A 19,482-nucleotide genomic window follows, 5' to 3' on the forward strand; every position below is an offset into this window, starting at 1 on the left:
GGGCACATCGCCCCTCGCCGGCGGGGCGCCGCTCACAGCACCGGTGTGAAGGCGCGCGTGAGGTGATAGAACACCGGCGCCGCGAACACGAGCGAACCGAGCCGATCCAGCACGCTGGAGCGGCCGGTGGAGATCTCGCCCCAGTCGCGGATGCCGGTGGAGCGCTTGAGCGTCTGCAGCACCAGCTGCGCCACAAAGCCCATGGCAGCGGTGGCCGCGGCCACGCCCAGGGTGGTGATGAGGTTGAAGGGCACGTACCAGTACATCGACAGGCCCACGAGCATGGCGGCGCCGATGCCGGCGGCCACGCCTTCCCAGGTCAGGTCGCGCGTAATGCTGCGCGCCAGGCGCCGGCGGCCATATTGACGGCTGACCCAGTACTGCACGATGTCGCCGACCTGAGTGACCATCACGCAGAACAGCATGAGGTAGGCCGCATGGTTGTCCCCGCCGCTCCAGCCGCGGATCGTCAGGCTCAGTGTGGCCGGAATGTGGCTCAGGCAGTACACGCAGAGCATCACGCCCAGCTGCAGCTTGGCCGCGCGGGCAAAGAACTCCTTGGCATCGCCCGCCAGGGCAGAGAGCGCCGGCAGCACGAAGAAGGCGTACACCGGGATGAACACCGAGAACAGCCCGTACCAGCCGTTGCCCACAAACACATACTGCGCCGGAATCAGGATGAAGAAGGCCACAAACAGCGCGCGGTAGTCCGCCGCATTGGCCGGCGTGCGGGTGAGGAACTCCCGCAGGCCCAGAAAGCTCGTCAGTGCAAACATGAAGAAGGCCACCGCCGGGTCCAGCACCACGGCCGACCAGAAGCAGAACAGGAACAGCCAGCCATTGCGCTCGCGGTCCTGCGCAAAGGACAGCACCGCGCGCGACAGCGGCCGCTTGATCCAGCCGTCCATCAGCGGCTTGAGCAGGGCCGCGGCACCCAGCAGGGCCAGCAGCGTGGCCACCACAACCCAGAAACGCAGATCTTCGATCATGAACGCACCACATCCACCGGCTGGGTGCGGGTGCCATTCTTCATGGCGATGGGCTTGGCTTCATGGTCCTCGGCCAGATCGACGATGGCCTGGCGGGCGCGGGCGAGGAAGTCGTCCTCGCTTTCCTCGGGGCCGCGCTTGATCGGCGCGCCGAAGCGCACATTGCAGGCCAGGGGCACGGGGAAGAAGGTGCCCTTGGGCATGATGCGGTTCAGGTTCTCGATGTAGACCGGCACCAGTTCGACGTCCGGGAATTCGGCCGCGATCCTTGCGATGCCGCGCTTGAAGGGGCCGGGCAGCGGCTCGCTGCGGCGCGTACCTTCAGGGAACATGATCAGCGAGTCGCCGTGCTTGAGCGCCTCGCGCGGGGCGTCCAGCGGGTCGGCGTCGGTTTCCCGCAGGCGGTCGATCAGCACCGCGTTCAGACCCTTGTTGACGATATGCCGTCGGATGGCCGACTTGTCCCAGTAATCCTTGGCGGCCAGCGGGCGCACGCGCGGGCGGATGTCCTCGGGGATCGCGGACCAGACCACGAGCGTGTCGACGTGGCTGGTGTGGTTGGCGAAGTAGATGCGCTGCGCCGCGGAGGGCGTGGTGCCGATCCAGCGCGGATAGGCCCCCACCAGGAAGCGTACGAGCCAGACAAAGAAAAGCGTGATGAGCATGGACTGCGGATTGGCGCGCACGCGGTGCCGATGAGGCTGGCACGTCGTGCGGCGGGTACTGCGCTCGCCCGGATCTCGGGCGGCGCGCGATTATGCGGTGTTTGCTGGGCGGAAGATGCTGCGCTGCGGAGGAAAACCCGGTGATCGCCGAAGACGTTGCTCTTTGGGCATCACGCTACCTGGCCCGCCAGGGGTCGCACTCAAGCCGGCTTGTCGTCGGCCAGACGCACCATGCCGATGGCGTGGCTGATCAGCCCGCCGATCCAGGTGGCCACGGCCAGCAAGGCGCCCAGCGCGGCCAGCACGACCCAGCCCCAGGCAATGTTCAGGCGCGCGGTGCCTTTTTCAATGGCCTCGACCGAGCGCTCCCACTGCGCGAGATCCGGCCCGAGCAGGTTGAAGGCCACGCCCAGACCGCCGGCGATCATGATGCCCAACGCCAGCAGGGACAGCCCGAGGGTCCACCAGAAGGTACGCAACATGCGCGAATGGTGGGTGGCGTGCTTGGGGTCCACGCAGTCCTTGCGGCGCACGTAGTTGATGATCAGGCCGATCAGGGCCGTCCAGAGCATCAGGTAACCGATCATGTGCGCCGCATAGGCGCCCCAGACCAGACGCTCGTCATTGGCCAGCTGCGTGGCCGTGACGCCGGGCGGCAGACCGAAGCCGGTGTTGCTGGAGGCAGGGTTCATGAGCAGTGTTCTCCCAGGGGGCGGTGCCGTGGTGATGCGCTTGGTGTGTCGGGCAAGGAAGTGTCGGCCCAGGCGGAGCGGCGATCAATCCTGGAGCGGCGTCAGCGGGTGTGGCTGTTGCAAGAGGGCGCTCAGGCGGCGCGCTTGCTGCCTGTGCCTGCGCGCTCGGTGAGCAGGTCGGACAGCAGGCTGCGGCACTGCTGCTCGTGGGTGTTGATCTCGGCCAACGTGGCCTCGATGTCTTCGCGCTGCTGCTGGAGCTTTTCGCGGTGGGCCTGCAGCACGTCGAGAAACTTGCGCAACTGCGGCACGGTATCGCCCGGGCCGTCGTACATGTCAACCAGAGCCTTGATCTCGGACAGCGTGAGCCCGAGGCGCTTGCCGCGCAAGGTCAGCTTCAGTCGCGTGCGGTCGCGCTGGGTATAGACGCGGTGCCGGCCGCCCGGGCCTTCGCGCGCCGGGGCGAGCAGGCCGTGGTCTTCATAGAAGCGGATGGCGCGGGCGGTCACCTCGAACTCGCGGGACAGTTCGGAGATGGTGTAGGTCGAGGACGTGGTCGCGGCGGCTGACATATCCCTACACTTTACGTAAACGTCAATTGCGGGGCAATGCGCGGGCTGGATGGGTGTATCCATCGATGCTGCGGTCTCGCCCTTCACGCCCAGCCGCATGAACCTCCTCGAAGCCGAACTGCACTACCCCTTTGCCGACACCCTGCCCGCGCCCGGTGAGCTGATGACCGTGGCGCCCGGGGTGCAGTGGCTGCGCATGCCCCTGCCCTTTGCGCTGGACCACATCAATCTCTGGTTGCTGGATGACACAGGCAGCGAGGGGCCGGGCCACGCGATCGTGGACTGCGGCATTGCCGATGCGACGACGCGCGGCTACTGGGAGGCGATCTTCGCGAGCCTCCAAGCGCCCGTGCGCCGGGTGATCGCCACCCACATGCACCCAGACCACATCGGCAACGCCGCGTGGCTGGTGGAGCGCTGGGGCTGCCCCTTTCACTGCAGCATGACCGACTACGCCATGGCGCGCGGGTTGATTGCCGCGCCCAGCGGCTCGGGCGGCGATGCGGCGGCGCGCCACTTCCGTCTGCACGGACTGATGGATGCGGCCGACATCGAGCGCATCCGTCACCGGGGCGATCACTTCGCGAACATGGTGCCCGCGGTGCCGCCGAGCTTCAAGCGCCTGATGGACGACCAGCCGATCACGATCGGCCACCGCACCTGGCGCACGATCGCCGGCTGGGGCCATGCGCCCGAGCACATGGCGCTATGGTGCGAAGCGTTGGGCGTGTTGATCAGCGGCGACATGGTGCTGCCGCGCATCTCCACCAACGTGAGCGTGTGGGACATGGAGCCCGAGGCCGATCCGCTCGGGCTGTTTCTCAAGTCGCTCGCCCGCTACGAGGCCCTGCCGGCCGACACGCTCGTGCTGCCCAGCCATGGCAAGCCCTTCACCGGCCTGCACACCCGCATCCGCCAGCTGCGCGAGCACCACGACGCCCGCCTGGCCGAGGTGCGCGAAGCCTGCGCGGCCGCGCCGCAAAGCGCGGCGGACCTGCTCGGGCTCTTGTTCCGCCGCAAGCTGGACCTGCACCAGACCACCTTTGCCATGGGCGAGGCGCTGGCGCACCTGCACTGGCTCTGGCACCGCGGCGAGCTGCAGCGCAGCAAGGACACAGACGGCGTGCTGCGCTTCTCGGCCCGCTGAGACGGTGCAGCGTGCAGGCCTGATGCGCGAGTGCGCCGGGCGCGCGCTCAAGCGGTTCGGCGTGACATGCACAAGAAAATCTGACGGCCAAATACCCTAGGATCCGCATGCTCCATGCGGATCCCGGCAAGTTGGCTTATTCAAGCAATCGTTGAAAATGATCATTTCTCTGACCTTCAATTCAACATTCGATTGAATATCCAGAAGGTCAGGGATTGAAACAGCCGGGTAGCGGGGCGCCAGTTCGGCGCATGGCGCAATCCGTTGCGCCTCAAGCCGCGGCGGTCGAATGCCGAACACAGTCCGACAAGGACGAGCCGCCCGCAAGCCTGCGCGGCGCCCGTTCGCCTGCCCCTGCCATGCGACTGCTTGATTCCGACATCTCCGACACCCGGGCCCTGGTGATCGACGCCAACCCGACCTCGCGCACCGTGCTTGTGAGCATGCTGCGCGACTTCGGCGTGGGCGAGGTGGCACAGAGCAGCCGCGTGCACGACGCCCGGCGCGTGCTGGAAAGTCGCGTATTCGACATCGTGCTGTGCGAGTCGCACTTCCATGGTTCCCATATGACCGGGCAGGACCTGCTGGACGACCTGCGCCGTGCCCAGCTGCTGCCCTTCTCCACCGTGTTCGTGATGGTCACGGCCGAGGCGAGCTATGCCAAGGTGGCCGAGGCCGCCGAGAACGCGCTCGACAGCTACCTGCTCAAGCCACACAACGCCGACACCCTGGGCGAGCGCCTGCGCCATGCGCGCGAACGCAAGCGCGTGCTGTCCTCCATCTTCATGGCCATCGAGGCCAATGACTTTGCTTCGGCCGCCGAGCTCTGCCTGGACCGCTTCCGCCAGCGCGGCAAGTTCTGGCTGTATGCCGCACGCATCGGTGCAGAGCTGCTGCTGCGCCTGCAGCGCCACACCGAGGCCAAGGCCCTGTTCGAGGCCATCTACGCCGCCCAGGCCCTGCCCTGGGCCAAGCTGGGTGTCGCCCGCGCGCAGATCGAGGCCGGTGCGGCCGTGGAAGGCAAGCGAGTGCTGGAGTCGCTCATTGCCGCGCAGCCCAGCTTTGCCGACGCCTACGACATTCTCGGGCGCACACAGATCGAGCATGGCGACTTTGACGGTGCCTACCGCACCTACGCCAAGGCGGTGGATATCACGCCGGCCAGCCTCACGCGCCTGCAGAAGAAAGGCATGACGGCCTTCTTCGTTGGCGAAGCGGCCGAAGCCACGACTGCACTGCACCGCGCCTGCATGCTGGGTAATGGCTCCAAGCTGCTTGACTACCAGAGCCTGTTCCTGCTTGGCGTGCTGCGCTACGACAGCGCAGACCTCAAGGCCCTGGTGCGCTGCCATGAGGACCTTGAAAAAGCCCGGGAGAAGCAGCCGCAATCCGCGCGGGTACGCCGCCTGTACCAGACCCTCGAAGTCTGCCGCGCCCTGCTGGAGCGCCGCGTGCCCGACGTGGTGGCCACCGTGCGTGCGCTGGCCGAGGAACGCCGCCGCGAAGACTTCGACTACGAGGCCGCCGGAAACCTGCTGATCGTGCTGGCCCGTCTGCAGCACAGCGAAATCCAGCTCGAGGACGCGAGCCTCTGGATCCGTGACATCGCGCGCCGCTACTGCGCCAGCCGCACCGCCACCGAACTGCTGTGCCGCTCCGTAGCCATGGTGCCCGAGGTCGAGCAGCAGGTCCGTGGCATCCACGCCGACATCGAAAAGCAGGCCGAGCAGGCCATGTCACTGACCGTGGCCGGCCAGGTCGCCGCTGCGGTCAAGACCCTGCTCGTGCAGGGTAACCAGAGCCTGAACGCCAAGCTCATCGACCTCGCCTGGCTGCTCGTCACCAAGCACCGCGAAAAGCTGCCCGACGCCGAAGTGCAATCCCAGATCCTCGCCAAGCTGCGCGAGCGCTACTGCATCTCCGGCGTCCAGATCGGCCGCCGGGAAAAGCGCGCCGCCGGCGGTCTGGCCCTGCGCGAGGCCGCACCCGTCAAGCCGGCGGCTGCGCCTCAACCGAGTGCGGCGGGGGTGCAGAAAGAAAAACAGCCTGCTTAGCAGGCTGTTCTCAAGACACACCGAGGCGCGTCAGCGGCCCCAGCAGTTCTGCACCGTGTCGGTGCCTGACTTACCGCGCACCTGCGACTGGTTCAGGGTCAGCGTCCCGCACAGCACGTCATTGGTCTGCGTTCCAGCGGGCACAGCCTGCAGCACAAACGCGTTGGCAGTCGGGTTCGCCGTGAAGCTGATGTTGTACTTGGCCGGCCCCCCTCTGGGCGAGACGTCCAGCCCGATCGCGGTCAGCGTTGCATTGGTGATCGGCGGGTTGCCGGTCTGAGCGCTGACTGCATAGCTCTGCGTGAGGGTGTAGTTGCGCTCCATCCATTGCGCCGCTTCAAGCAGTGCGTTGCGGGCTTCCGCACGATTGGCCCGCAGCACGTACGCCGTGTATTGCGGGTAGGCGATAGCCGACAGGATGCCGATGATGGCCACGACGATGACCAGTTCGATCAGGGTGAAGCCTTGGTACACGCGCTGCTTGGACATGTTCAAACCATTCAGTGGAATAGAGGGCATCAGGGCGTCAGATCACGCCAGGCGCGGCGGCCAGGGCCGGTGAAGCACTTCACACCGATCGTCTGCAGCGAGCCGACTGCGGCACAGGGGTTGGGAGGCGGTGGTTCGCCCGTCGAGTTGCCGACGAAATCGACCAGACCGACCAGCTTGCCCACCGGGCTCGCACGCCCCATCGCGCCCAGGCCTGTGTCGTCCTGGTCGCCTGTGGTGAACACATTGTCGCCGTTGATATCGAGGACCGGTGTCGCCGGCGGGGCGCCATTGAACAGGTCAAACGCGAGGAACGAGCCCGCCTGCGTGCTGTTGGCACAGGTCTGGCCCTCGACTGGAACATAGGTCGAGAAGAACGCGAAGCGACCCGAAGCGATGGGGTTGAAGATCACCCGCTCGCCAGCCACACCGAGATCCAGACGCCAACCGCGCTTGGTGGAGTAGTCGATCGCGGAGGTCACCGGCGCAGACAGCACGCGCGCTGAGCCGCCGCCTGACACAGTATTTGCAGCGGCCGCAGTAATGGTGCGCGTCACGAGATCGCTCAGCGGCACGGTCGCTGCGGGGGCACCCGGCCTATCCCAGATGCCGTAGATCGACTCCGTAGCCACGGACGTCTTGTCGGGGAAGGTCAGCAGCTGACCCGTACCGAATGTGATGAAGTTGCCGCCACGCGGGTGGGGAGCCACCGCCGGCGCCGAGGTGATCGGGCGGCCCGCGTTGTAGAGCGGTACCCCACCGGCCACGCCCCAAGCCGCGTCATTCGTCGCACTGACATTGAACTTCCAGAGGCGACCGCGCAGGTCACCTGCATACACGACGTCGACCTTGCCGTCCCCATTGGAGTCGACGGGCAAGGGGGTCGCGAGACCGTTGTTTGCCCCGGTCGTCGTCTCGGCGAGGATCTTCCGGAAGCCACCGGCCGCGTCGAGGTAGAACACGTAGAGCGCAGCGCGCTCATTCACGCTGTTCACGCCGTTGCCGATGATCACCGCCCAGCGATCGTTGGCCATGCGCGCGATCTGCAGGTTGCGCCCGAGGAATGGATCCTTGGAGGGGTCACCAATGATGTGGCCTAGGTCAGAGTTGAGTTCGGCCATCGCCGCGGCACTGACCGCCTCGTCGGCAAACTGCTGTGCCAGGTCGACTGGAGTCGTAGGAATCGCATCACCGGGCTTGGTGTAGTCGAACTTCACCAACGACGCAGCATTGGTCTCGGCGAAATTCGTCGGGTTCGTCACGTCCAGCGCATAGATGCCACGACCACCCGCACCCAGCCCGCCCACAAGAACCGTTCGCCAGTCGCCATCGATCTTTGCGTCCGCAGAGATGACCGGGCCGTCAACGAAATACTTGTGCTGGTAGACCGGATCCGTGTATTCGGAAAGGCGCGTGTAGACGCCGCGCGGTACGTAGCTGATCAGCGGCGTACCGTTGGTTGCACTGAAGCCGTGAAGCATGCCGTCGTTGGCGCCCACGTAGACCACGGGCTGTCGGCTGATGTTGGCATTTCGGAAGCCCACGTAGTCGCTGCTGGTGTATCCGCTTCTAGGTGCTTGAACGAACCGCGGCTCGGAGTTCACGATCGTGCCGATCAGGCCGCCTTGGCGCCAGCGCAGCACAGCATCCGCTATCTTGGAATTCTCAGGGGTATTTTCTTTGTTCGTCGCGCCACGCAGGTAGTCCACCCGAATCTGGCCAAAGCCGTCCTGGGTGCCGCCGAGGCTGCGATTCAGGGCGTTCTGCTGGAACGTGCTCAGATTGCCCCAACGGAATGGCGCACCGGTGCTCGGGTTGGACGCCGTCAGCACCACACGATCATTGGGCGCGACCGTACCCATCACGGTCTGCGCATTCCACGAGGCGATATTGCTGATTGCCCCCCCAGAGATCGGGAAGCCTCTTATCACCCCACGAAAGTTCGGCTCTGACTCGAACCCAGCCCGAACCACAGTGAGCCCGTTTGAGACATTGGAAAGCGACGACGCTGCGCCGCCGGTTGCCGTGTTCTGGGCCAAAATTTCGGCAACGATGCGCTGGAATGCGCTGTTCAAGGCCCGCTGATCCGTTGCGGGGAACATGTCGCCGCGCGTGTTGACTGCGGCGTGCCACACATCCCACTGCCGCAGGCCGAAGTTGGCGACGGATGGCCACTCACGCGGCCCCGAGACCAGCTCGGCAAAGGATGCGCCGCCGGTGGTGGTCCCACTGAACGTCGGAACCACGTTGGCCGGCTGGCCCACAGCAGCCGGTGTGAGTGCCGCGGCTTCACCGAAGCCCACGCCATACATCACCAAGTGCTGCCATGTTGCCGGGTTGTTCTTGGGGTTCCAGTACTGCGTGATTGTGGTGCCGTTGTAGGTTTCATCACCGGCGCGCTTGATCACCTGGGTCAGGTTGTTGTCCCACCCAGCACCGGTCTGCAGATCGGTGGACCAGTACGTGAACGCCACATCGGAGAGTGTCAGGTTGCCGCCTGCGGCCGGGCCACGATAGGGGCGATTCTGCGTGTACGCAGTGCCGTCCGGAAACGTTGTGGCGGTGTTGTCGGAATTGCCAAAGGCTGCATTGTCACCGTCGTTCCACTGTCCGTCAGTGAACATGATGTGATAGCTGCGGCGGCAACTGAGAATCGGGTTGACCGAGGTGCCAGGCGTGGCTGCCCAGGGGCTGTTGACCCCGGTCGTCCGAAGGTACTCGCCTACGCGGCGATAGGCCGCACGAAGCGGCGTGGTGTTGGATGCGGGTACGGACCGCACCCAGCTCACGAAATTGTCGCGGTGCGTGCCTTCGAAGGACGACATGGTATTGGGTCTCGGGCATGCGTTGTTTGCCGGAAACCCGTTGGAGCATGTGACAAGCAAGCCCTGCCACGCCAGTCGGAAGCGGCCATCCGGCACGATGCTCGGGCTGAACGCCGAAAGCACCGAGGACTTCATGGCCATGTTTCGCGTGCGGTAAAAGCTGTACCAGTTCACATAGTTTTGTTGCTGCGCCGGCGGCAGTGCGTTGTAAGCCACTTGAATGGCGCCGCCGATCGTCGAAAGGTTCACCGCAACCGGCGCATTGACAAAGCCGTCATTCCAAGCGGCAGGCGGCACGGTGGGCGCACGCAAGGGCAGGCCGTTCGCGCCAGGAGGGATCTCATAGGTCAACGTGGGATCGAACGGCACCACTGCTGCCATTGAGCCCGAGTCGTCCAGCGTGACGATGACGTTGGGCGCGGGCGGTACCTGCGCGGTCGGCGGTACCTGCATGAGCCCGAGCGTCGCACCGGCGGGGCCGGCAAAAACCATCGCCAAGCCTGCGGCAACGGCATTGAGAGAAAAACGAACGGCCTGTGTCTTCATGGCGGATCCTGTTACGGCTGGTACAGCTCTTGAAGCGTGACGACGGTGTTCGGATTGCGGCCGGTAGCGCGCACCGTGATCCGATACAGAAAGGTGTCCGAGGACGCGGAGTTCTGGAAGATCTCGATCCAGTACCGGGGCTGTGCTGCTGCGCCCGACTCGTTTTGAATCGCCACCCAGTCAGCTCCGGTTCGCTCTCCGTAGATGCCGTAGGGGCGAGCGGGCGAGCCCACACCTGGGTCCGGCAGTTCCCACGGATTGACGAATCCCCCTGCTGCATACTGCGCCGGCTCGAGCGCGCAGGCGCCTCTCAGGCAGGTGCCGAGATAGCTGAGATCCGACAGGCCAGCGTCCTTGTTCGGTCGATCCGAGAAAGGCCGACAGGCCGGGTTACCCCCGCAGGGTTGGCCGTTGGCGCGAAGACCCAGAATGTCTTGCTGTGCATCGCGAATGGTGGCCTCGGCCAGCTGATACGCGCGAGCTCGGTCGAGATCATTACCGGCCATGCGCTCGGTGATCGTGGACGAACGCAGCACAGCCACGGCAAGAACGGTCAGGACGACAAGAAAGATCAGCGCGGAGAACAGTGCAAAACCGGCCTGCCCGCGTGAAAGAGAGCGATTCATGGGATATCCGGGAAAAGATTGCCGGTGCTGCCATTGCGCAGATTGACCGTCGTTCTGAACAGTCTGTGGACCCGCCCATCTGCAGGAAACGCCTGACCGCGGCAGTTCGTACCGGGCGTTGGGCCGGAGGCAATATTGGGTTCGAAGCTGACGACCTCAAAACACAGGTCGACTGTGCGCACCAACGTCCAGTCGGCGACACCGGCAGCATTCACAAAGGCCGCTGCATTGCCCTGTCCCACAGCAGCAGCGACGCCGTAGGTTGCTTGCATGTCCACTACCTGAGCTGCAAGCGGCTGGGCAGCATTGCCGCCGCCGCCACCGTTGCCCTGACACATGAGCTGACCGTTCGCGTCAATCGAAAAGGTATTGACCACATCGGCCACGCCGACCGCCTGGCCCAGACAGTCTGCGCCGGCCAATGTGCCGGCGTTGTAGGGCTGATCGCTGAAGTAGCGAACTGTGATGGTGTCAGGTCCGCCAGCCCCGCCATCCGTACCAGTGACAGGCAATCTGCCGGGGATCTCGACAACTTGCGCGTTGGCCGTCGCGGGCACAAATGCTGGCGCACCGGCCATCCGGATATTGCGCGAGAGCACTTCGACCGCGAGCCGACCCGTTTCGAAGTTGCGACTCTGATCATCATTGGTGCGAAAGCCCTGGCGAGCCACGAGGTAAAGCGAAGCAGCCGCCACGGTGATCAGCAATCCGATCACGAGAGCAATCATCAGCTCGACCAGTGTCAAACCACGCTGGGAACGGAGCGAATGCCTCATGGCTGGAACTCCGCGACGATGCACTGCGCTGTCGGCGGTGCCGCCACAATCGGGAAGTCATCACACCGTGCATCGCGCAGCGCTGCTGTTAGGTCCTTCTCCTCCCACATGACCGCGATCAGGAAGGGCGTTCCAGCGCCTCCGGGTCGCACTATGGCTCCGCGACCGCTTGGCAGGGCGCCGGCAAGCTGCGTCAGCCACTCGTTCAAGTGCCGGTTAGCCACTTGTTGCGAGGTGCAAGGCGCTCCGCATGCAGCAAACGCGGGGATGCTTGATGGAATGTTTGCGTAGGGCACATTGAAGATGTAGTCGCCGGCGCGCACGCTGGGCATATTGCTGCGCATGCGGTCAGTCATGGCCACGAGGTGATGAACCGCAACTGAACGTTGCTGAGACACCTGATTGAACTTGACCGTGCTGAGCTGGACACCAGCGACTCCGATGGCCCCAAGACTCAATACGACCAGCGCAACCATCGCTTCAAGGATCGATGCGCCGCTTTGGCGCTGCAACAAAAACGATTGACTCATGGCTCAGCACCCGGAGAAACGGGCATCATTCAGATATGTATCGTCGGACATGGCCGAAGCACGACCACCGGCACTGATACAGATGTGCCGTTGCTCGCGAGTCGTCGGCGACGCGGTGCTCGACACCACGAAGTGGGCGCCGCGGATTGTTCCGTTGAGCATGCCGTTCGGTGCGAAGCGCACTGCAGTACCAGCCATGTTGAGCTGGATCCCGAGGTTGGTCGGAGACGCAGGGCTGCTGCGCAGCAGCTCTTCAGCGGCTTGACGCGTGCCGTTCACGTTGGTGTCGACAAACACGATGTAGCCAGACTCCCACTGATTACTCCCACTGCAGGTTGCCGCAGCTGAGTTCGGAGCCGCGCTGGCGCAGATTGTCACGGCAGCGCCGCGCTTCACCGCTTCCGCTCGCGCCAGATTGATGGCCGTCAGCAATTCATTGGTACCGCTCGAGATCTGATTTCTGCGAGCGAATCCCGAAAGTTCCGGCAACGCAAGGCCAAGACCGATGGCGATGATCGTGATGACGACCATCAGCTCAATGAGCGAGAAGCCTTGACCGTGTCGGCCAGCACGTACTTTTTTCATTTGGTGCATGCGCCGGCGTTACTGCCGTGGATGAAGAGCGTGGGCGCAGAGGCCTCGGTACCCGAAGGGGTCACGCGCGTGACAAACTGCGCGCCGGCAACGCGCGCAACGGCAATGGCGGTGCGCTCGCCCCGAGGGCCGCAGTTCACATCGAACTCCACGGCCCCATCGCCGCGCGAGCGCAGCGCCGAGAGTCTGCAAGACTCATCACCAGGGAACTGGGCTACAAGGACCGCGGGCGCCTGAACGTCCTTGCCATCAAGGCACATGCCAGACACCGGCTGCCCGGCCGGACGCTGTTCTTGGGCTGACTTCCAGAAATACCAGAGGCCTGGCTGCATCGTCTGGGCACCGGCAGAGGCAGCAATTCCGAAGAGGCTTGTAGCCACCAGCTTGAAAGCAAGGTTGCGAATCATGGGGAACTTTCCTGCAAGAGCCTGCATGTTGCAGCCCCGCGAACGCCCAGCCCACGGCCACACCGCCTCACCCCGATCAGCGGCAATCGGATACCGACGAGCGGCGGGCAATTGCCAAAAGATCTACCGAGGATCGGATCGCTAGGAAGAGGTCGGTGCCCGACGCAGCAGCGCCTTCAACCCCGCCATGTGCGCCCGCGTGTCCGACGGGACTGCTGCGGCGCTGCTCTCCTCACGCGTCACGCCCAGCTCGGCCAGGAAACGCGAGGGCTCTCGGTTGGCAAACTCCTTGCCACGCTTGCGCCGCTTGCAGTGCGTGATGATCAGACTGCGCTGGGCGCGCGTCACACCCACGTACATCAGCCGGCGCTCTTCCTCGATGCGGCTGCCCATGGCTTCTGCGTCGAGTTCATCGTCCGTACGGCCCAGGTGCGGGAGCAGGCCTTCCTCGACGCCGATCAGGAAGACGTGCGGATACTCCAGACCCTTGGCGGCATGCAGGGTCGACAGCTTGACGGCGTCCTGCTCGGCGTCGTTGTCCTGCAGCATGGTGATGAGCGCCACGTACTGGGCGAGCTCGATCAGGGTCTTGCCGTCTTCATCGGCCTTGCGGTTGAGCCAATCGAGGAATTCGGTGACGTTGTTCCACTTGGACAATGCCTGCTTGGCGTCGAAGGTGTCGTACAGGTAGGCCTCGTAGCCGATGGCCTGCACGAGCTCGCGCAGCAGGGCGCCGCCGTTTTCGCCGGCCTTGTTGTTGTCCTTGCCGCTGCGGTCCTGCAGGCGGTTGATGAACTGACCAAATTCCGAGAGCGTCTGGAGCTGGTTGTCCTTCACCCGTCCGGCAAAGCCGGCTTCGAACAGCGCCTCGAACAGGCTCTTGCGCCGTTCGCCCGCATAGGTGGCTAGGGCTTGCAGGCTCACGGGGCCGATGCCACGCTTGGGCGTGGTGATGGCGCGCATGAAGGCCTGGTCATCGTCCTCGTTGGCGATCAGACGCAGGTAGGCGACGAGGTCCTTGATCTCGGCCCGGTCAAAGAAGCTCTGGCCGCCGGAGATGATGTACGGAATCTTCTGGTTGCGCAGCTGCTGCTCAATCACGCGGGCCTGTAGGTTGGAGCGGTAGAGAATCGCGTAGTCGCTCCACTTGGCGCGACGCTCGAAGCGGTGCGCAGACAGCCGTGTGACCACGTTTTCGGCTTCGGACTCGTCGTCGTCCTGAGGCAGCACGGCAATAGGGTCCCCCATGCCGTGCTCGCTCCAGAGCTTCTTCTCGAACAACTTGGGGTTGTGCGAGATCAGCGCATTGGCCGCCTGCAGAATGCGGTTGGTCGAGCGATAGTTCTGCTCCAGCTTGATGACCTTCAGGCGCGGATAGGTCTTCTGCAGATCGGCCAGATTCTCCAGATTGGCGCCACGCCAGCCGTAGATGCTCTGGTCGTCGTCACCCACAGCCGTGAACATGGCGCGCGGCCCGGTGAGGTTGCGCAGAAGGCCGTACTGCACGCTATTGGTGTCCTGCACCTCGTCCACCAGCAGATAGCGCAGGCGGTTCTGCCATCGCTCGCGCACCTCGGCATGCTCTTCAAGCAGCTTGAGCGGCGTCCAGATCAGATCGTCAAAATCGACAGCCTGATAGGCACGCACGGTCTCGTTGTAGCGCGCATAGGCCTTGGCAAAGGCCAGTTCGTCATTGCTCTTGGCTGCCGATGCAGCCTGATCCGGCGAAAGGCCGGCGTTCTTCCACAGGCTGACCTGGCCCTGGGCCGCACGCACGAGCTTCTTGTCCGTGGTGGCGAGAATGTCGCTGAGCACGGCGGCGGCATCGGCGGCATCAAGGATCGTGAAGTTGGGCTTGATGCCGGCCGCACGCGCTTCTTCGCGCAGCATGCGCACGCCCAGCGAGTGAAAGGTGCTCACCTGAAGGCGCTTGGCGGCATCCTTGCCGACCAACTCGGCAGCCCGCTCTGCCATCTCACCAGCCGCCTTGTTGGTGAACGTGATGGCGGCAATGCTTTCGGGCTTGTAGCCCTGCTCAATCAGATACGCGATTTTGGCGGTGATCACGCGCGTCTTGCCCGAACCCGCGCCGGCCAGCACCAGGCAGGGGCCATCCAGATAGCGCACAGCTTCGCGTTGCGCCGGATTCAGCGGGAATGACATCGATCTGGGGGAGGACAGCAGGAACCGGCTCGAGGACGGGCAGGGCACGCAATGAGGTACGCATCACCTGGCCGAGAGGGCGCGCAGGTTATCACGCAGGTCTGCGAGCCCTGCCTGCGCTTCAGTGCTTGCGTGCCGAGTGGATGGACTTGTTGCCGCCGGCGCCACCCACAGGCAAGACCGCGGCGCTCGCCGGGTTCGCCGGCAGGCTCGGGCCGCTTGAGCACATCTGCCAGCGGCCCTTGCCTGTGGCCTTGACCTGATACATCGCCTCGTCGGCCCGTGCGAGCAGGGATTGCGCTGTGCGCGCATGCTTGGGCGCAAGCGCGACACCCACGCTGGCCGAGACGCTGAGCAGGTGCTTGCCGACCATCACGGGCGCACCGGCCAGATCCACGATGCGGGTGGCTAGATCGGCCAGGTCGTCATCGGAAGGCATGGGCACCACGAGCACAAACTCGTCGCCACCAAAGCGCGCGCAAATCCCGGCGGCCGTGCTCGGCTTTTCCTTCAGCGCGGCATCGAAACGCACAGCGAGCGTGCGCAGCACCGCATCACCCGCGCTGTGGCCGGCCGTGTCGTTGATGCCCTTGAAGCCGTCGAGGTCCACGAAGACCAGCGCAAACGGCAGGTCCTCTGCAAACTCCATGGCTGCGTCCAGATGCTGCATCAGGTAGCGGCGGTTGTAGGCGTCGGTCAGCGGATCGCGCTCGGCCGTGCGCGCCAGTACTTCCTGGGCGCGCTTGAGTTCGTCGATGTCGATGTTGGTGTCGTAGACGCCGCGCACCACACCCTGCTCGTCGATGTCCGGGTGGTAGCTCGAACGGATCCAGCGCTCGGTCCCGTCGGGCAGGCGTACCTTGCGCTCGTAGTGCGAGCTGCGCCCCTGCAAGGCCGCTTGCACATAGGGCAGATGCTCCTTCCAGATGCGCTCGCCGCGCACCTCGGGCACCTTGCGGCCGATCACCATGGACGGATCGAGCTGATTGCGTTCGACAAACGCCCGGTTCACAAACTGGTAGACGTAGCTGCTGTCGAAGTAGGTCAGTGGGTAGGGAATGTTGGCGGTGAAGCCGTCGAGCTTGCGGCGGCTGTCACGCAGCTCCTCGATCGCGCGCACCTCGTCGTCGATGTCGATGGCAATGGTGTAGACCCGCTCGACGAGGCCATCGGGGTTGGTATCCGGGAAGACAGTGACGCGCACCCAGTGCGCAGAGTTTTGGTGCGTCACCAAGCGCGTGTATTCGGCCGCCTGTCCGGTGTAGGCCATCCAGAAGGCCTGACGGGCGCTTTGCCATGCGCCCTGCCCATAGATCTCCGACAGCTTGCGGCCGATCAGCGCCTCGCGTGACTGGCCCGACCAGGTCAGGTAGGCGTCGTTGCACCAGACCAGACGGTTCGAGCGGTCCCAGCCACCGATGGGCAGGGCGATGGCTGACAGGATGCGCTGGATGCGCCCGGCGTTGCGCTCGGCCGAGTCGCGACCGCGCACGTGGTCGTCAATGTCCACCGCCGTGGACAGCACCGCCGTGACGTGGCCGCGCTCGTCGCGCGAAGCGGGTGCGAGCTTGATGCGCTGCCAGCGCGCCTTGCGCAGGTCCGGCAGATCGGCGGCCGCCGGATTGGGGTTGTAGGCCGAGACCAGCCGGTCAAACTCCACGGTTTCGCCGCGGAAGGCGCAGACGAAGGCGCGCTCGGAGGTTTCCCAGGCACCCGCGCCATACAGCTGCTCGATTGTGCGGCCCAGCAGCTCGTCGCGGGTGGCGCCGGTCAGCCGCTCGAATTCGGCGTTGCAATGCAGCAGCTCGCAATCCCGCCCCCATACCGCAATCGGCATGGCGACGATGTCGAGCGCGTTGCACAACGCGGAGAAGGGATCGGTCAGCGGCACTTGGGCTGGAACTTGCAGAGGCACTAAGGCGAGCGTGCAGTGTGCCCGTGCAGCTTGCGCCGCGGCAAGCCAGATCCCTCGCACAAACGCGTTGTTCGGACTGGCAACGCCCAAACTTCCCCAAGCCTGTGTAGATGGATTGTTAACTCACGAGGGCACGCCACCCTCGCAATTTCAGCAGTTAACGAACAACCTGACCCGTCACTCAGACCTCGATCGGATCCACGTCGATGTGCCAACGAAGTCGAGCGCCAGCCTGCGCCGCGACAAGCGGCAACCACGGTCCGAGCAGCGACTGAAGCTGCGAGCGCGTGCCCGCCTCGACCAGCATCTGCCACCGTGCCTGATTGGCCACGCGCGGCACACCCGCCGGCACCGGGTGGTAGATACGCACGCCGGTCACCGCCGGTGCCGCTTCACGGGCCTGATCCAGAAAGCCCTGAGCCTGCGCGTCCGACGTCGCCGCCACCCGGAGCACGGCCAAGGTGGCATAGGGCGGCAGATTCAGGGCTTCGCGCTCGGCCAGCAGGCGCGCGGCTGCGGCCTCGTAGTCCTGCGCCAGCAGTTCGGCAAACAGCGGGTGCTGCGGCAGGCGCGTTTCCACCAGCACCTCGCCGGGGTCCGTGGCGCGCCCGGCACGGCCCGCCACCTGCATGAGCAGCGCAAACAGACGCTCTTCGGCGCGAAAGTCCGGCGCCACCAGCAGGCTGTCGGTGCCGGTCACACCCACCAACGTCAGGCGCGGGAAGTCGTGCCCCTTGGCGACCATCTGCGTACCCACCAACACGTCGATGGCACCGGCATCCATGTCGGCCAGCAGCGCGGCGCCACTGCCGCGGCGGCGCGTGCTGTCCCGGTCCATGCGGGCAATGCGCGCATCCGGAAGCACGGCGGCGAGTTCCGCCTCGATCTTCTGCGTGCCCTGGCCCTTGGGCAGCAGATCCGGATTGCCGCAGGCCGGGCAGGCGGCAGGCGCCGGGCGATGGGCGCTGCAGTGGTGGCAGATCAGGGTGTAACCCAGAGCGTTGCTGCGCCCGGCGCTCGCCTTGCCGGCCTGGGGGCGGAACAGGCGCGCGCGGTGCAAGGCAAAGTGGGCGCTGCACTGGTCGCAGTCCGCCACCCAGCCGCAGGCGTCGCAGGCCAGGGCCGGAGCCCAGCCGCGGCGGTTGGCAAACAGCAGGCTCTGCTGCCCGGCGGCGAGACAGGCGCGCAGCGCATCCAGCAGCGGCGGCGAGACTGGGCCGGCCTCTGCAGCCGAGCCACGCGCCCGCCGGTGGGCGCGCAGATCGATCACCCGCAGCTTGGGCAGGCGGGCGCCCGCCACCGCGCGATTGGGCAGGCGCAGCAGGGCATAGCGGCCGCTCTGCGCGTTGTTCCAGCTCTCCAGCGAGGGTGTAGCGCTGCCCAGCAGCACCGGGCAGCCGGCCAGGTGGGCGCGCATCACTGCGAGATCGCGCGCCTGCAGACGCACGCCGTCCTGTTGCTTGTAGCTGGCGTCATGCTCCTCATCCACAATGATGAGACCGGGCGCGCGCAGCGGCGCGAAGACCGCCGAGCGCGTGCCGACCACGATGCGCGCCTGCCCATGCGCAGCGGCCAACCAGGCCTGGGCGCGTGCGCCATCCGCCAGGCCGGAGGTCATCACGGCCACGTCCGTATCGGGAAAGCGCTCGCGCACGCGGCGAGCCAAACCCTCGGTCAGGGCGATCTCCGGCACGAGCAGAAGCACGTCCCGGCCGGCGTCCAGCGTTTGTCGAACCGCGTGCAGATAGACCTCGGTCTTGCCGCTGCCGGTCACGCCGAACAGCAGGGCAGCGGCAAAGCCCTGCCCCACGCGGGCGGCCAGCCAGTCCACCGCGCGCTGCTGGTCCGCATTGAGCGCCGGCCAGCTCGCAGCCTCCGAGCGCACCATGGGTTTTGCACGGCGGGGCCGCCCGGCCCAGCGCGCCTGCGGCCCGCCGCTTTCCGGACTCTCGATCTCGAAGCTGGCGACGCGGCGCAGCGGCTCGGGCAGGCTGGGCAGCAGGATCTCGCCGGGGCTGGCGTGGTAGTAGGTACTTGCAAAACGGGCCAGTGCGAGCAGCGGCTCCGGCAAGGCGGGCCAGCTGTCGACGCGCGCAATCACGTCGCGCAGTCGCTCCGGCGGCACCTCGCTCACATCGCTCGCGCCCCACACAAAGCCCACGCGGCGCTGCGACGCCCAAGGCACGATGACCGCTGTGCCGGCCGGTGGCGGATCAGGCCAGGGCCAGCGAAAGTCGAACACTTGTCCGACCTGCAAGCCTGGCACGTCCACCACCACCTGAAGCACGCGAGATTGAGACTTCACTTTAAGTTCGAGGCCTAAACAGCTGCGCGCAAAGGGCTTTGTTCACAGTCCACAGAATCTGTGGATAACTTTGTGGAGAATTCTGTGACAAACGCGTTAAGTGCTTGCCGCACAAGCGATTTTGTCCGCTGCCAAGAAAATGAGCAATCTGAAAAGCTCGATAAATCAATGACTTACACGAGGAACC

The 19,482-nt window shown here is 65.3% G+C and carries 16 protein-coding genes; 2 read left to right on the forward strand and 14 right to left on the reverse strand.

Annotated elements, in window-relative coordinates:
* Positions 1-32: 32 nt before the first annotated feature.
* The 4 genes from ACMDW7_RS16760 to ACMDW7_RS16775 all read right to left on the reverse strand — a co-directional run bounded on the left by ACMDW7_RS16760 (position 33) and on the right by ACMDW7_RS16775 (position 2,918).
* Positions 33-989 carry a phosphatidate cytidylyltransferase gene (locus tag ACMDW7_RS16760; RefSeq protein ID WP_377304500.1) on the reverse strand — a complete coding sequence of 319 codons (957 nt, stop codon included), beginning with the start codon at positions 987-989 and terminating at the stop codon, positions 33-35.
* Positions 986-1,654, reverse strand: coding sequence for a lysophospholipid acyltransferase family protein (locus ACMDW7_RS16765; protein ID WP_377304502.1), 669 nt, complete (start codon positions 1,652-1,654; stop codon positions 986-988). The genes ACMDW7_RS16760 and ACMDW7_RS16765 overlap by 4 nt, the downstream gene beginning before the upstream one ends.
* A 200-nt stretch (positions 1,655-1,854) precedes the next feature.
* Complete coding sequence (locus ACMDW7_RS16770) at positions 1,855-2,346, reverse strand: hypothetical protein (protein ID WP_377304504.1); 492 nt, start codon at positions 2,344-2,346, stop codon at positions 1,855-1,857.
* Between the two features lie 131 nt (positions 2,347-2,477).
* On the reverse strand, positions 2,478-2,918 hold the full coding sequence (locus ACMDW7_RS16775) for a MerR family transcriptional regulator (protein ID WP_377304506.1): 441 nt from the start codon (positions 2,916-2,918) through the stop codon (positions 2,478-2,480).
* 97 nt (positions 2,919-3,015) lie between these two features.
* Here ACMDW7_RS16775 and ACMDW7_RS16780 point away from each other — a divergent pair, with 97 nt between their 5' ends.
* A complete protein-coding gene (locus ACMDW7_RS16780; protein ID WP_377305050.1) occupies positions 3,016-4,065 on the forward strand; it encodes an MBL fold metallo-hydrolase in 1,050 nt (349 codons plus the stop codon).
* A 359-nt stretch (positions 4,066-4,424) separates the two neighbouring features.
* The gene (locus tag ACMDW7_RS16785; RefSeq protein WP_377304507.1) at positions 4,425-6,119 is read left to right on the forward strand and encodes a response regulator; all 1,695 of its coding nucleotides are present in this window, start codon (positions 4,425-4,427) and stop codon (positions 6,117-6,119) included.
* A 30-nt stretch (positions 6,120-6,149) separates the two neighbouring features.
* On the opposite strand, the gene ACMDW7_RS16790 is transcribed toward ACMDW7_RS16785, so the two are convergent.
* The 10 genes from ACMDW7_RS16790 to priA all read right to left on the reverse strand — a co-directional run bounded on the left by ACMDW7_RS16790 (position 6,150) and on the right by priA (position 19,295).
* Positions 6,150-6,608, reverse strand: a complete 459-nt coding sequence (locus ACMDW7_RS16790; protein WP_377304509.1) for a type IV pilin protein — start codon at positions 6,606-6,608, stop codon at positions 6,150-6,152.
* A 29-nt stretch (positions 6,609-6,637) separates the two neighbouring features.
* Positions 6,638-9,979 (reverse strand): pilus assembly protein, encoded by a 3,342-nt coding sequence (locus ACMDW7_RS16795; protein ID WP_377304511.1) that lies wholly within the window; start codon positions 9,977-9,979, stop codon positions 6,638-6,640.
* A gap of 11 nt (positions 9,980-9,990) precedes the next feature.
* On the reverse strand, positions 9,991-10,605 hold the full coding sequence (locus ACMDW7_RS16800) for a PilX N-terminal domain-containing pilus assembly protein (protein ID WP_377304513.1): 615 nt from the start codon (positions 10,603-10,605) through the stop codon (positions 9,991-9,993).
* Complete coding sequence (locus ACMDW7_RS16805) at positions 10,602-11,381, reverse strand: PilW family protein (protein ID WP_377304515.1); 780 nt, start codon at positions 11,379-11,381, stop codon at positions 10,602-10,604. Before ACMDW7_RS16805 ends, ACMDW7_RS16800 begins: the two co-directional genes overlap by 4 nt.
* Positions 11,378-11,911, reverse strand: a complete 534-nt coding sequence (gene pilV / locus ACMDW7_RS16810; RefSeq protein ID WP_377304517.1) for a type IV pilus modification protein PilV — start codon at positions 11,909-11,911, stop codon at positions 11,378-11,380. Before pilV ends, ACMDW7_RS16805 begins: the two co-directional genes overlap by 4 nt.
* A gap of 3 nt (positions 11,912-11,914) precedes the next feature.
* Positions 11,915-12,496, reverse strand: a complete 582-nt coding sequence (locus tag ACMDW7_RS16815; protein ID WP_377304519.1) for a GspH/FimT family pseudopilin — start codon at positions 12,494-12,496, stop codon at positions 11,915-11,917.
* Positions 12,493-12,912, reverse strand: coding sequence for a DUF3617 domain-containing protein (locus ACMDW7_RS16820; RefSeq protein WP_377304521.1), 420 nt, complete (start codon positions 12,910-12,912; stop codon positions 12,493-12,495). The genes ACMDW7_RS16815 and ACMDW7_RS16820 overlap by 4 nt, the downstream gene beginning before the upstream one ends.
* 141 nt (positions 12,913-13,053) lie before the next feature.
* The gene (locus tag ACMDW7_RS16825; protein ID WP_377304523.1) at positions 13,054-15,075 is read right to left on the reverse strand and encodes a UvrD-helicase domain-containing protein; all 2,022 of its coding nucleotides are present in this window, start codon (positions 15,073-15,075) and stop codon (positions 13,054-13,056) included.
* 121 nt (positions 15,076-15,196) lie between these two features.
* Positions 15,197-16,966, reverse strand: coding sequence for a bifunctional diguanylate cyclase/phosphodiesterase (locus tag ACMDW7_RS16830; RefSeq protein WP_377304525.1), 1,770 nt, complete (start codon positions 16,964-16,966; stop codon positions 15,197-15,199).
* 205 nt (positions 16,967-17,171) lie between these two features.
* Positions 17,172-19,295: a primosomal protein N' gene (gene priA, locus ACMDW7_RS16835; RefSeq protein ID WP_377304527.1), complete on the reverse strand. Its 2,124-nt coding sequence runs from the start codon at positions 19,293-19,295 to the stop codon at positions 17,172-17,174.
* Between the last annotated feature and the right edge of the window lie 187 nt (positions 19,296-19,482).

It is taken from the genome of Piscinibacterium candidicorallinum (assembly GCF_047549485.1).
Classification (GTDB): domain Bacteria; phylum Pseudomonadota; class Gammaproteobacteria; order Burkholderiales; family Burkholderiaceae_C; genus Piscinibacterium; species Piscinibacterium candidicorallinum.